At 27.6% G+C, this 13,963-nt stretch carries 12 protein-coding genes; 3 read left to right on the forward strand and 9 right to left on the reverse strand.

Features of this window, described 5'->3' with window-relative positions:
- Positions 1–28: 28 nt before the first annotated feature.
- The 6 genes from PHEL85_RS01460 to PHEL85_RS01485 all read right to left on the reverse strand — a co-directional run bounded on the left by PHEL85_RS01460 (position 29) and on the right by PHEL85_RS01485 (position 5,081).
- Positions 29–1,819, reverse strand: a complete 1,791-nt coding sequence (locus tag PHEL85_RS01460; protein ID WP_036820115.1) for a sensor histidine kinase — start codon at positions 1,817–1,819, stop codon at positions 29–31.
- Between the two features lie 5 nt (positions 1,820–1,824).
- On the reverse strand, positions 1,825–2,277 hold the full coding sequence (locus PHEL85_RS01465) for a hypothetical protein (protein WP_036820117.1): 453 nt from the start codon (positions 2,275–2,277) through the stop codon (positions 1,825–1,827).
- Between the two features lie 18 nt (positions 2,278–2,295).
- Entirely contained in the window at positions 2,296–3,255 is a 960-nt protein-coding gene (locus tag PHEL85_RS01470; protein ID WP_036820119.1) for a hypothetical protein, read from the reverse strand.
- 7 nt (positions 3,256–3,262) lie between these two features.
- A complete protein-coding gene (locus tag PHEL85_RS01475) occupies positions 3,263–3,574 on the reverse strand; it encodes a hypothetical protein (protein WP_036820121.1) in 312 nt (103 codons plus the stop codon).
- Between the two features lie 107 nt (positions 3,575–3,681).
- Positions 3,682–4,359, reverse strand: a complete 678-nt coding sequence (locus PHEL85_RS01480) for a ZIP family metal transporter (protein WP_036820124.1) — start codon at positions 4,357–4,359, stop codon at positions 3,682–3,684.
- Positions 4,356–5,081, reverse strand: a complete 726-nt coding sequence (locus tag PHEL85_RS01485; RefSeq protein ID WP_036820127.1) for a class I SAM-dependent DNA methyltransferase — start codon at positions 5,079–5,081, stop codon at positions 4,356–4,358. Before PHEL85_RS01485 ends, PHEL85_RS01480 begins: the two co-directional genes overlap by 4 nt.
- A 110-nt stretch (positions 5,082–5,191) precedes the next feature.
- On the opposite strand from PHEL85_RS01485, the gene PHEL85_RS01490 reads away from it, so the two are divergent.
- Entirely contained in the window at positions 5,192–6,373 is a 1,182-nt protein-coding gene (locus PHEL85_RS01490) for a class I SAM-dependent RNA methyltransferase (RefSeq protein ID WP_036820129.1), read from the forward strand.
- A 301-nt stretch (positions 6,374–6,674) separates the two neighbouring features.
- Here the strand turns inward: PHEL85_RS01490 and PHEL85_RS01495 are convergent, their stop codons facing one another.
- The gene (locus PHEL85_RS01495) at positions 6,675–7,673 is read right to left on the reverse strand and encodes an aldo/keto reductase (protein WP_036820131.1); all 999 of its coding nucleotides are present in this window, start codon (positions 7,671–7,673) and stop codon (positions 6,675–6,677) included.
- Between the two features lie 198 nt (positions 7,674–7,871).
- Between PHEL85_RS01495 and PHEL85_RS01500 the strand changes: the two genes are divergently transcribed.
- Complete coding sequence (locus tag PHEL85_RS01500; protein ID WP_036820134.1) at positions 7,872–8,723, forward strand: flagellar motor protein MotB; 852 nt, start codon at positions 7,872–7,874, stop codon at positions 8,721–8,723.
- 74 nt (positions 8,724–8,797) lie between these two features.
- Here PHEL85_RS01500 and PHEL85_RS01505 read toward each other — a convergent pair whose 3' ends face one another.
- Both PHEL85_RS01505 and PHEL85_RS01510 read right to left on the reverse strand, forming a co-directional pair.
- The gene (locus PHEL85_RS01505) at positions 8,798–11,695 is read right to left on the reverse strand and encodes an FAD-binding and (Fe-S)-binding domain-containing protein (RefSeq protein ID WP_036820137.1); all 2,898 of its coding nucleotides are present in this window, start codon (positions 11,693–11,695) and stop codon (positions 8,798–8,800) included.
- Between the two features lie 142 nt (positions 11,696–11,837).
- Positions 11,838–13,013: an MFS transporter gene (locus PHEL85_RS01510; RefSeq protein WP_036822958.1), complete on the reverse strand. Its 1,176-nt coding sequence runs from the start codon at positions 13,011–13,013 to the stop codon at positions 11,838–11,840.
- Between the two features lie 85 nt (positions 13,014–13,098).
- Here PHEL85_RS01510 and PHEL85_RS01515 point away from each other — a divergent pair, with 85 nt between their 5' ends.
- The gene (locus tag PHEL85_RS01515) at positions 13,099–13,953 is read left to right on the forward strand and encodes a hydroxymethylglutaryl-CoA lyase (protein WP_036820140.1); all 855 of its coding nucleotides are present in this window, start codon (positions 13,099–13,101) and stop codon (positions 13,951–13,953) included.
- Positions 13,954–13,963 lie beyond the last annotated feature (10 nt).

The raw sequence follows: 13,963 nt of genomic DNA on the forward strand, positions 1-13,963 counted from the left end.
ATAAAAAATAATACCTATAAATAAGGAGTTATAAAATAGGAAGGTCAATAATTATAGAACTTCCTTTTCCTTTTGTAGAATCTACATTAAAAGTACCTCCTAAATGGTTAACTCGTGTTTTTATAGAACTGATTCCCATTCCGTTTTTAAGATTTACTTTATTTATATCAAAACCTTTTCCATCATCTTCAATTATAATATTTAGGTTTTTATCATATAAAGAAATATTGATAGTAGCATTTTTTGCCTCTGCATGTTTTAGAGTATTGGTAATTAATTCTTGTATAATTCTAAAAACAGTAATTTCTAAACTGTTTTCAAGCCTTTTATCTAAACCAAAATCTATAACTTCAATTTTAATTTTATCGGCAGAAGATATTTTTTCTGCCATCATTTTTATAGCAGTTAATAAACCTTGATTTGCAATAACACCAGCATTTTTAGCATGTGCAATACTTCTTACTTTTAAATACGCTTCATCAATCAAACCTTCTGTTTTATCAAATAGTGTTTCTTGGTTTATCTTTTTCTTTTCTCTATTTATTTTAAGGTTTTCAAAATGCAGTTTTAAAGTAGCTAAAACAGAACCTAAATTATCATGTAAATCTTCTGCAATACGTTTGCGCTCTTTTTCTTGACCATCTACCATTGCATTTATTGTAGTCAATTCTTGTTCTTTTAAAAGGTTAAGATTTTTTTGAGTTTCTAACTCTTTTTCTTGTTCTGCTAGTTTTCTTTTTCTTTTGGAGTTTTTAAGTGATAAAACACCGATTGTTCCAGCCAACAAAATGAATAGGAGAGAGCCAATTAAGAAGTTTTTGTTTTTTATTCTTTTGGCTTCTATCGCTAGATTGTCTGCTCTTAATTTTTCATTATCATATTTTTCTTTAATATCAGAAATGGCAATATTTTGCTTGGTATCATTAATGCTATCTTTTAAATTGGCTATTTTTTTTAGATATTTAGTTTCGTTTTTGTAATCATTTAGTTTATCATAAGTACCTGCAATGTTTTGGTAAAAAATTAATTTACTTTTTGCAACATGCTTTGATAAAGTTATTGAATCTGCCTTCTTATAATATTTAAGCGCAAGATTATAATTTCTAGTCTGTTTATAATATTCACCTTGATTATTATAATTATAAGCTAAACTTATATAATCTTTATATTTAATGTAAAATGCAGTTGCTTTTTTTTTGTAATAAATTGATGAATCTATTCTTATTGGTTTTGTGTGTTTAAAAGCTGTACCTATATTATCATAACAATAACCAATACGTATACTGTCTTTTTGTTTTAGTGCAATTGGAATTATTTTTTTAAAATATTCTATTGCTTTTTCTCCATTTCCTAAATGAATATATTTAGTGGCAATTCTCCTATAAACATTTCTTAAAGCTGTTGAATCCTTTTTTTCTTTAGCATATTTTTCAGTTTCACTGATAATAGCTTCTGTGTTAATGTTTAAATTATTTTGATGACCTAAAATCGCAAGTAATAAAATATTACAATCAATAGCATCATCAAATTTTTGTATAGAGTAAAATAGTTTCTTAGATTTTATAATACTCTCATAAGCTTTGTGGTGTTTGTCTATTCTAAAATTGTAATCTGCATCATAAAACAACCAAGTAGCCTTATCATATTTTGATATTGAACTTGTATCAATTTTTTTTAAATTTTTATTAATATTCTCATAATCATTTGTTTTAAAACTTTTTAAAACATCTTTAAAACTTGTGTTTTGCGAAATACAAATATCAGCAACTAAAAAAATTGCTGATATGAGAATAAATTTTGTGATGTAATTTATATTCAATTATTTTATGGATTTCCAAGTATTATATCGCCATCAACAGTTTCTGGGTTATAACTGTTACTATTAAATGGGTCATATTTACAATCAGTTTCTTCATCAGTTTTATCATCATAGAAATTAAAAGAAGATAATATTAACTGTCCAGAATCTATCTTCAATTTTGTTGGTGTAATTACAACTTTTTCATGTACTGGATTTAGACCTACTTTTTGTAGATTAACTAAAAAGTGAAATACTGTCTTATTTTTAAATTCTTTACCACAGTATTCAATGGCACTTACTAGTTTATAAGTATTGTTAAGTTCATTTAAAACTTTAATCTCAATTTCATCAACTTTATGATTTGAAATATTAATTTTAAAAGTAGCAACAAGTAGTAATTCTTGTCCATTCTTTATTTGAGAAAAAATTTCTAAAGTTTGAATTTGTTTTTTCTTATCAATTTTTCTAATGCTCATAAATAATAGTTTTTAGTGTTAATGAAATAATTCTAATTTAAATTTACCTTGGGTTGTTGTAATGATTTTATTGTCAAATAGATTATATAAATTATTAGCTATTTTTAATTTATTATTCTTTCCCATGTATAAGCCCAATACGCTTTTATTTTTGTCTGTTATTACTGACCCAGAATCTCCATCTGTTAGTTCTAGATTCTCAAGTAATATTTGATTTTTATACCAATCATTTCCATCAATTTTCACAATAGCCTTACTTGAATATAGGAAACCGCATTTTTTACCTGACTTCCCTCCAATAGTTAAAACTTCATTAATCTCAAAAGTAGTTTTTATTGGTTTTTTGTAATGAAATCCTAAGTTTTTAGGATTATACTTTTTATTGGTAATTCTAGCTAAAGCAATATCGTATTCACCACCATATTTATAATTACCTCCGAATTCACTCCAGTAAAGATTTCCAATTTTTTCATCAGCAGCATTTAAAATATCATCATTCAGCTTAGAACATTTCCCTGCAATTACATGATGGTTAGTGATTAAAAAATAATTTTTTTTCGCATTAATTGTTAAAATTCCACCAAGTGTTCCAAGTTTAAAACCATCTTTATTATTATATATTCTTAAAGATTGTCTTTGTCTAACATCTTTAACGTTTTCACAACTATATCTAAAACTAGATTGAGAAGGTTCTTCATTTATTTTTAAGGTTTTAATTTCTTGTTTATACAATTCTTTCCTAATGGAAGGAAGATCAAGTATTCTTATTTGGTTTTGTAATTCTGTGTAAATAAAGGTTTTAATTTTGAGTAACTCAATTTTATTAATTTCACTTTCTTTGTAACCTAATTCAAAAACAAAGTTATTATCTATTTCATTTTTTACAGCTAAATAATTAAGACCTTTAACATTTCTAAAGTTATAAATGAATTGATCTTGAATAATAGTCATTAATTCTGAAGCTTCTAATTCTGTCATAACAAATTTACATCAAAGGATTAAACAAATATACTAAAACAAAAACAGCAATTGCACCAGATGCAGTAATAGCAGGTTTTTCTTCTGCAAGAGTTTTAAAAGTTCCTTGTTTGCCAATATTAACAGCTCCTGGAATAATAACACTTATAGCACTTGCACATAAGGAAACAATAACTCTTAAAAACCAAATTTTAGTTTCTAACTCATTATCATCAGCTGTTAAATTAAAAATTATATTACCAATAAAAAACATCATAATAAAAGCAATAAGAAACAAAATAATAGGTGGTATAATTTTTTCTTTAATTTGTTCTTTCATTGTTAGCTTGTTTTTGGTTGATTAATATATTTCAAATATCCAAAATTTGGTAAGTATTTATATACCTACAAGTAGGTATATTTATATCACTAAAAATAAGAAAAAAACTATAAAGTAAAAATGGTTAATAAAACACCTAAAAGAATAGCAATAAATTTCTGTAGGTTAAATTTATGGTTTTCAGTACTTTCAAAAAGAATAATGGTAGAAATATGTAAGAAAACCCCTATAATTAATGCTGTAATCTCTGTAGCGTAAGTGGTAAAAAAAGATATTTTATCACCGATAAAAACTCCTAAAGGACTCATAAAAGCAAATACAATTAAAAAAATAAAGGTTATTTTTTTTGAGTATTTAGTCTGAATTAAAAAAGTAGTTAAAACCACAGCAATAGGTATTTTATGAACAATAATAGCCCACAATAAGTTATCATCAGCATTATGAATTGGTAAACCTTCAGAAAAGGCGTGTAAACATAAACTTACAAATAACAAAGTTGGAAATTCTTTTCCATCAGAAAGAATATGAATATGTCCATGTTCTGCTCCTTTAGAAAAAGATTCTAAAACAGATTGTATAATTATCCCGACTAAAATAAAAATTCCGATTTTTTTATAATCTGTAGTTTCAGAATAAACATCTGGCAATAAATGTAAAATTGTAACTGATAATAAATAAGCGCCACTAAAAGCTAATAATAAACGTACAACTTTATTATTAGGATTTAAAATAAAAACCAATAGTGAACCAATTAAAACAGATGCTATTAAAAGAATATAACTCATTTTGCAATAATAATTAATCTATCTGAAGTTTTGGAATCAAAATTATCTAAATTGTAATTGCCAAAAACTTTTGTAATTGTAAAACCAACTTTTTTAAAGAAAGAAGTCATTTTTTCTAAATCTAAATACTTTACTTTCTCTGTATAACAATGATTTTTTCCATCAGTAAAAAAAGATATATGCTTTAAGATAAAACCATCTTTAATTTCTCTTTTAATGTTAAAAGTAATGGCATCAACAGTTTTGGTCTCTTTAGTTACTAAATTTAGTTTTACTTTTTCAGCATTTAAAAAATCGAAAACAAAAAAACCATCTTTATTTAATCCATTTTTTATGTTTTGAAGAATTAAAATATCTTCTTTATCATCTTCAAAATAACCAAAACTAGTAAACAAGTTAAAAATAGCGTCGTATTTATTATTAAATGGTTCACGCATGTCATGCACTTTAAACTTTAAAGTGTGATTTTCAAATTTTTTAGCAGATTTAATACTATTGGCAGCTAAATCTCCACCGGTAACTTTGTAGCCCAAGGAGTTTAAAAATACAGAATGACGCCCTTTTCCACAAGGTAAATCTAAAATATGTGTTGATTTTGGCAAGTTTAAAAAAGAAGTAATATTCTTCATAAACAATTGTGCTTCATCATCATTTCTTTCTTTATACAGTGTGTGATAATAAGGAGTATTAAACCAATCTGTAAACCAATCTTTTGTTTTCATAAGTTCTTTCAGTCTGTAAAAGTAACTAAATCTTACGTTTCTAAAAATGAAAAATTTAATTACTATTTATCCTATTAATAAAATGTATTTTTGCAATCAATTTTATGAGTATGAACAAAGATTTTAAAATGACAGCAACAACACTTTTCGGTTTAGAAGGCGTGTTGGCAAACGAATTGAAGCAACTTGGCGCACAAGATGTTAAAGAAGGTATAAGAAGCGTTACTTTTAGAGGTGACACTGGTTTTATGTACAAAGCAAATATTGCTTTAAGAACTGCTGTAAGAATTTTAAAACCAATAAAAGTTTGTAAAATTTACGATGAAGAAGATTTGTACGAAGCAATTCAGAAAATAAAATGGGAAAACTATCTAGAAACTGAAGGTACTTTTGCAATAGGCGCTGTGGTAAACTCTAAGAATTTTACTTCTAATTCACATTATATTTCATTAAAATCTAAAGATGCAATTGCCGATTATTTTCGTCATAAATATAGTAAAAGACCCAATGTAGATTTAGATTATCCAGATTTAAAAGTTCACATTCATATTCATAAAGATTGGCTAACCGTTTCTTTAGATTCTTCTGGAGATTCTTTGCATAAAAGAGGCTATAGAACAGCAACTAATATTGCGCCAATAAACGAAGTTTTAGCTGCTGGTATGGTTTTATTGTCTGGTTATACAGGCGATGAAAATTTCATCGATCCTATGTGTGGTTCTGGTACAATTTTAATAGAGGCAGCAATGATTGCTAACAATATTCCTGCAAATATCAACAGAAAATTGTTTGCTTTCGAAAACTGGAAAGATTACGATGAAGATTTGTATTTTACAATTCAAGATTCATTATTAAAGAAAATTCGTTCTTCTCATTTTAAAATAATGGGGTTTGATAAAGCACCTTCTGCTGTACAAAAAGCACAAGCAAATATCGAAAATGCAAATCTAGATGAGTTTATTGGCGTGCATCATGTCAACTTTTTTAACTCTAAAAAAGAAGTTTTTGGAAACACTACCATTTTGTTTAATCCACCTTATGGCGAGCGTTTAAACATAGATACAGAAGAATTTTATAAGAAAATTGGTGATACTTTAAAACACAATTACCCAGGTTCTACAGCTTGGTTAATCACTTCAGATACAGATGCATTAAAATTTGTAGGATTAAGAACTTCTAAAAGAATTGCCCTTAAAAATGGTGATTTAAACTGTAAGTTTGTAAAGTACGAATTGTACGAAGGAACTCGTAAGTTTAAAGAACGTAAAACGATTCCAGATTCTGAAGATTAGTGAAAATATCATTCTTAAATGAGTTTTTTAAATAATTTAGGAATTTTTTTGAAGCTATTTCCTGCTTTTCGTTATATCTTTTTTATTTCTGTTCTCGATACAAATTTTTCATTCTTCAAAATTCACCCGAACATAAATAAAAAAGGATGCCACTGCAATCAGGGCTAAACTTGTTTGCTAACTTTAGAAATAATGATTTGTTTAGTTTTAATATTAAAAAAAACCTTAAAAAAGCGGAATGAATTTCAGTTTATTTAAAGGATCTTTGTCTTTTTCTGTTACTTTTTATAATTTCAGTTTCTTATTTCAAAATAGCATTAATATTTTCTAATTCATCTTCAGAAAATACAGTATTTTCAGTAGCTTTTATGCTATCTAAAATTTGTGATGTTTTACTGGCTCCAATTAAGACAGAAGTAATTCTATCATCTTTTAAAATCCAAGAAATTGCCATTTGTGCTAAATTTTGGTTTCTATTTTTAGCAATTTCATTTAATTCTTTAATTTTTGGTAGCATTTCTAATACGGTATCCGTATTTAAAAACGGGCTGTTTTTTACTGCTCTAGAATCTTTAGGTAAACCATTTAGGTATTTGTCAGTTAACATTCCTTGTGCTAAAGGAGAAAAACAAATAGCACCAACACCAGATTTCCCTAACAAATCTAACAATCCATCTTCAATCCAACGATCAAACAAACTATATCTTGGTTGATGAATTAAACAAGGTGTTCCTAAATCTTTTAAAATTTTAAAAGCTTCTTTTGCTCTTTCTGGTTTGTAATTAGAAAGACCAACATACAATGCTTTTCCTTGTCTTACCATTAAATCTAAAGTGCCCATTGTTTCCTCTAAAGGCGTATCATTATCTGGTCTGTGATGATAAAAAACATCTACATAATCCAATCCCATTCTTTGTAAACTTTGATCTAAACTAGCTACTAAAAACTTTTTAGAACCCCAATCTCCATAAGGTCCAGGCCACATTCCATAACCAGCTTTAGTTGAAATAATTAATTCATCTCTATAAGATTTAAAATCTTTCTTTAATATTTTACCAAAGTTTTTTTCTGCAGAACCTGGAGGTGGTCCATAATTATTAGCCAAATCAAAATGGGTAATTCCATTGTCAAAAGCACATTTTAAAAGATTTCTAGCATTTTTAAAATTGTCTTTTGCTCCGAAATTGTGCCATAAACCTAAAGAAAGTTCAGGGAGTAATAAACCACTGTTTCCTGTTCTTCTATAATTCATTTTCTCATAGCGATTTTCATCAGCTATATATTTGCCTTTTTTACTCATAATTTTGATATACTTTTTCTAAAGCCTAAAGATTTTATGCCATAAATATAAAACTTGTAGATGATAAATGATTCCATTTATCATTATTATTTATAAATAAACTTTTTCTGATAAAAGAATAAAAAGATATTATTTTATAATCCTTTTATTGGATAAAAAACTTTAATTACGTAATATTGAGGTAACTAAAAACCAACTATGAAAAATTTAATATATCCATTATCAATAATTATTTTGATATCCACTTCATGTGTCTCTAAAAAGAAGTATGCAGCATTAGAAACTAAATATTCAGATACCAAAACGAGTTTAAATGATATCAAACTTAAGTTTGCAAAAATTGACAAAAGAGTTCAAATTTATAATGATAAGATAAATTCTTTAAGAGGAGATAATATTACTTTAGAAAGAGAGAATAAATTAAAGCTAGATTTTGTTGATGGTAAAGCTGTAGTTTCTGAACAAACTAGAACTTTAATGAATAAAACATTAGCAAAAATGGACCCTAAAAAACTAGCCAATGCTAAGACATTAAAGGATTCTTTAAATTTAGCAGTTTCTTATAATGTAGTTAGAAAAGCTTTGGGTAAATCAGAATTTAAAGATTCTGAAGATATCAATATAAATATTGAAGAAACTGTAGTAATGATTTCTGTTTCGGATAAATTACTTTTTAATTCTGGAAGTTATCAAGTTAAAAATAGTGCCTTAAAGTTAATTACCAAATTAGCAGATATTATACAATCAGAACCAAGTATAGATGTTATGATTGAAGGTCATGCAGATTCTAAAACTATTAAAAATGAAAGTGTAAAAGACAATTGGGATTTAAGTGTAAAAAGAGCGACTTCTATTGTTAGGCTTCTTCAAAATAAATTTGATATAGAAGGAAGTAGGTTAATTGCTTCTGGTAGAGGAGATACAATGCCTTTATACCCTAATACAAGTAATGAAAATAGGGCTAAAAATAGAAGAACAAAAATTATAATTCTTCCTAATTTAAATAAGTTTTTTGCCTTACTAACAGAAGAAGGAGTAATAGAAAAATAGAATTATTCTACATAAAAAAACTATCGTTTTTAAGTAGACGATAGTTTTTTTTAAGAATTTATTCTAGATAATTACTACAAAAGTGCCTCTTTTAATAATGTAATAGGGTGTTTTGCAACACGTTTTGTTCCATCAAAAATTTGATGTCTACAACTTGTTCCTGCAGCTGCAATTTCTGTATCTTCACTACAGTTTCTAACTTTTGGAAACAATGTATCTTCACCAACTTGCATAGAAACTTTATAATGTTCTTTTTCATAACCAAAAGAACCTGCCATTCCACAACAACCAGTATTCATAATAGTTACCGTATAATTTTTAGGAATATTTAAAACCTGAAAACTAGCATGAGTTCCTGTTAAAGCCTTTTGATGACAATGACCATGAACTTTTAATGTTTTAGATTCTTCAGTAAATAATGTGGTATCGATGTTTCCTTTTTCTAATTCTTTTGATAAAAATTCTTCAAATGTAAAACTGTTTTTTGCTATTTTTTCTGCGGAAGATTTATCATCAGCTAAACGAATGTATTCATCTCTAAAAGTTAAAATTGCTGATGGCTCTATACCAATTAATGGAGTTTCATCTGTAATTAAATCTTTAAAAATAGATACATTATTGTTACTAATTGCTTTTGCTTCTTTTAAAAATCCTTTAGAAATATGACTTCTTCCACTTTCATCATGTTTCACATTTTTAATTTCGTAACCTAATTTTTCTAATAAAATAAATGCATCTTTTCCTATTTCTGCATCATAAAAGTTGGTAAACTCATCATTAAATAAATAAACTGCTTTTTTAGAAGGTGTTGATTTATGTTTCTTTAACCAACTACTTAAAGTTTGTTTTGCTAATTTAGGAACCGTTCTTTCTACTGCAACACCTAACATTTTTTTAGAAAAGTTTGTATTTGTAATAAAGTTCGTGATAGAAGGTGCAATGCTTCCTAGTTTATTGTATTTAGCATTGTTTGCAAACATTTTACTTCTAAAAGAATAGCCATTTGTTTCTTGATATTGATATAAAAACTCAGCTTTTAAACTAGCAATATCAACATTACTAGGACATTCTGTTGCACATGCTTTACAGCTTAAACAAAGGTCTAAAACTTGTTTTAATTCTTTAGAATCAAACTTATTTGCTGCAGTATTGTTTGTTAGAACATCTCGCAATGTATTTGCTCTTGCTCTTGTGGTATCTTTTTCGTCTTTTGTAGCTCTATAACTTGGACACAAAGTTCCTCCAGCTTCAACAGGTTTTCTACAATCTCCAGAACCATTACATTTTTCTGCGAGTTTTAAAATCCCTTCACTTTCAGAAAAATCTTGTATCGTTTTAATAAGAGGTTCTTCTCTATCAACTTCATAACGTAAGCTTTCATCCATTGCAAAAGCATCTGTTATTTTTCCTTGATTAAACACGTTATTCGGATCAAATGCTTTTTTTATTCTTCTTAATAATTGATAATTTTTATCACCAATCATTAAAGGAATAAATTCTGCACGCACAATTCCATCTCCATGTTCTCCAGAAAACGAACCTTTATATTTTTTGACTAATTCTGCAGTCTCAGTCGTAATTTTTCTAAATAAAACGACGTCTTCTTTTTTCTTGATATTTAAAATCGGACGTAAATGTAATTCTCCAGCTCCAGCATGTGCATAATACACAGCATTTTGCTGATATTTATCCATTATTTTGGTAAACTCTTCTATATAATTTGGTAAATCTTCTAAAGCAACTGCTGTATCTTCAATACAAGCAACCGCTTTTTTATCTCCCACAATATTTGCCAAAGCACCTAAACCAGCTTTTCTTAAATAATGCACTTTTGCAATATCTGCACCATAAACTTTTGGATGATGATACCCAAAATTGTTTTTTTCTAAATCTGCAATTAAATTATCTGCATAAATTTCTGCTTGTTCTATAGTTGCAGCAGAAACTTCTAACATTAAAACTGCTTCTGGATCTCCTTGTAAAAAGAACCTGTTTTTTGCTAAATCTGGATGATTTTTAGTACAATCTAGAATTGTTTTATCCATTAATTCACAATTATATAAATTGTGATTCATAGAAATTAAAGTTGCTTTTAAACTTTCGTTTATACTCGTAAAATGAGTACAAACCATAATACTTTCTTTAGGAGGAATAGCATCTAATTGTAAAGTAATTGCAGTAGAAAAAGCCAGTGTTCCTTCACTTCCAGAAAGTAGTTTTGCTACATTTATAGTAGGTTTTGTTCCTCCAAATAAATCTGAAGTTAAAAACTCATCTACAGCATAACCTGTACATCTTCTGTGAATAGTTTCTTTGGGAAATTCGTTTTTAATTTCTTGCTGATTTTCAGCTAAAGAAAGTTCATCAAAAATGGCTTTATAAATTTTTCCTTCTTGTGTTTCTTCTTTTGTTTTTTTAATAAATTCTTCTGAAGAAATTTCGTTGAAAGTTGCTTTGCTACCATCACTTAAAATAGCATCAATACTTAATACTTTATCACGTGTAACACCATATTTTATAGAAGTACTTCCAGAGGAATTGTTACCAACCATTCCACCAATCATACACCTGTTAGATGTTGATGTATTTGGGCCAAAAAATAATTTATAAGGTTTTAAATACACATTTAAAGAATCTCTTACAATTCCTGGTTGAAGTGTAATTGTTTTTGCTTTTTCATCAAAAGAAATAATTTCTGTAAAATGCTTAGAAACATCTACTACAATTCCTTCTCCAACACATTGGCCTGCTAAAGAGGTTCCTGCTGTTCTAGGTATTAAGGTGATGTTATTTTTTGTAGCAAAATCAATTAAAGTAATAATGTCTTTTTCATCCTTTGGAAAAGCAACAGCTAAAGGAATTTTACGATATACAGAAGCATCTGTTGCGTATAAAGTTTTGTGTAAATCGTCAAAAAGAACATCACCAGAAAGTGAATTGTGTAATGTGTTTAAAGTAGTATTATCTATCATTTTTTACTATTGAAAAATAAGATTTCAACAACAAATATCCGAATAAAAAATAGTAATGTATAGAGATTAGACCATGTAAAAAGTAATTTTATCAATTATATAATTTTGCAATCACTTTTAGCCTAAAAATTGAATTAAATATTTAGTTTAAATTCTTTTGTTTAGAAAAGCTAAATAAACCAATAATAGGTCCAATAGCTAAAACCATAAAGATGTAATTAGAATTAAAATTTTCTTGTAAATAACTAATTATTTGAATGCTGATAATTGTAATTGCAAAACCAATAGAATTAACGATTGTTAGAGCAGTTCCTTTGTCTTTTGAAGGAGCGTTTTTAGCTACTAAAGTGGAAAAAAGTGGTGAGTCTGCAATCACAAACATTCCCCATAATAATAAGAATCCTATAAAAATAATTTGATTATCAATAGAAAATATAAAAGGAGATATTAAACAACAAAAACCAGATAATAAAAGTGCATAAAAAGCTATTTTTTGAGCTCCAAATTTTTCTGCTAAATAACCTGCTAAAACACAAGATAAACTTCCAATACCTATAATGATAAAAGATAGTAAAGGAATATTAAAAACAACATCTGAATGCAGGTTAGCGTAGGTTTTTAATAAAATAGGAACAAAAACCCAAAAAGTATATAATTCCCACATATGTCCAAAATAACCAAAAGCAGGTTTTCTAAAGTTTTTGTTTTTAAAAATTGAAAAACAAATAGTAATATCAAGTTTTGTTCCCGCTTTTCTAAAAGGTCCATTTGGAACGAAAACAAGCATCATAAAACCTCCAAAACTTGCCAAAATAGAAATAGAAATTAAGATGTTTTTCCAAGAATAATCATGTAAAAAGTCTTTTAATAAATGCGGTAAAGCAGTACCTAAAACTAAAGCTCCAACCAAAAATCCTAATGATTTTCCTATACCTTTATCAAAATAGTCTGTGGCAATTTTCATTCCTACAGGATAAATTCCTGCCAAGAAAAATCCAGTAAAAAAACGTAAACAGATTAAACTAAATAAGGTTTGGTTTTCGATGATTAAACTCACGTTAAAAATAGCACCAAATAAGGCGCTCACAAAGAAGACTTTAGAGGGTGAAAATCGATCTGCAATTGTAAATAAGGCAAATAATAAAGTTCCTATTATAAAACCAAATTGTACTGCAGAAGTTATATGGCTTGAGGCGCCTTCTTCTAAATTATAATTGGTTATTAAATCGCTCATAACTCCATTTCCTGCAAACCATAAAGAGGTGCAGCAAAACTGAGAAATAATGATTATAGGAAGAATTATTTTTGATTTGCTCATAGAGAAAACGAAAGTACCAAAAAGCATGCAATAATCAATTAAAAAATGTTTTGCTACTTCATTAGAATCTCTATCTTTGATATTGATGAAAAAAGTAAAAATCATAGAATGTCCGCGTGATGCAATGCAAGGAATAAAAAGTCATTTTATTTCTACAGAAAAAAAGGCATTATATATTAACTCATTATTAAAAGTGGGTTTTGATACTATTGATTTTGGAAGTTTTGTTTCGCCTAAAGCAATTCCTCAAATGCGAGATACTGCAGCAGTTTTAAATCAATTAGATTTATCTAAAACTACCAGTAAATTGTTGGCAATTATTGCGAATGTAAGAGGAGCAAATGATGCTTCAAAATTTGAAGAAATTGATTATTTGGGATATCCTTTTTCAATTTCCGAAAATTTTCAAATGCGTAATACACATAAAACGATTGAAGAATCTATTGCAACTTTAGATGCTATTTTAAATATTGCAGACAAAACTAATAAAGAAGTTGTAGCTTATTTATCAATGGGTTTTGGAAACCCTTATGGAGATCCTTGGAATGTAGAAATAGTAGGTGAGTGGACAGAGAAATTATCTTCTATGGGCGTAAAAATTTTGTCGCTTTCAGATACAATTGGAAGTTCAACACCAGAAGTAATTGATTATTTGTTTTCTAATTTAATTCCACAATATTCAGAGATAGAATTTGGTGCGCATTTGCACACAACTCCTAATAAATGGCACGAAAAAGTGGATGCAGCATATAAAGCAGGTTGTTTGCGTTTTGATGGAGCCATAAAAGGTTATGGAGGTTGCCCAATGGCAAAAGACGAATTAACTGGTAATATGCCAACAGAAAAATTATTGAGTTATTTTACAGTTCATAAAGCTGAAACAGGAATAAAACCGATGAGCTTTGAAAGTGCGTATAACAAAGCTTTAGAGATTTTCTAAAGCTTAATTA

The organism is Polaribacter sp. Hel1_85 (assembly GCF_000766795.1).
GTDB lineage: Bacteria > Bacteroidota > Bacteroidia > Flavobacteriales > Flavobacteriaceae > Polaribacter.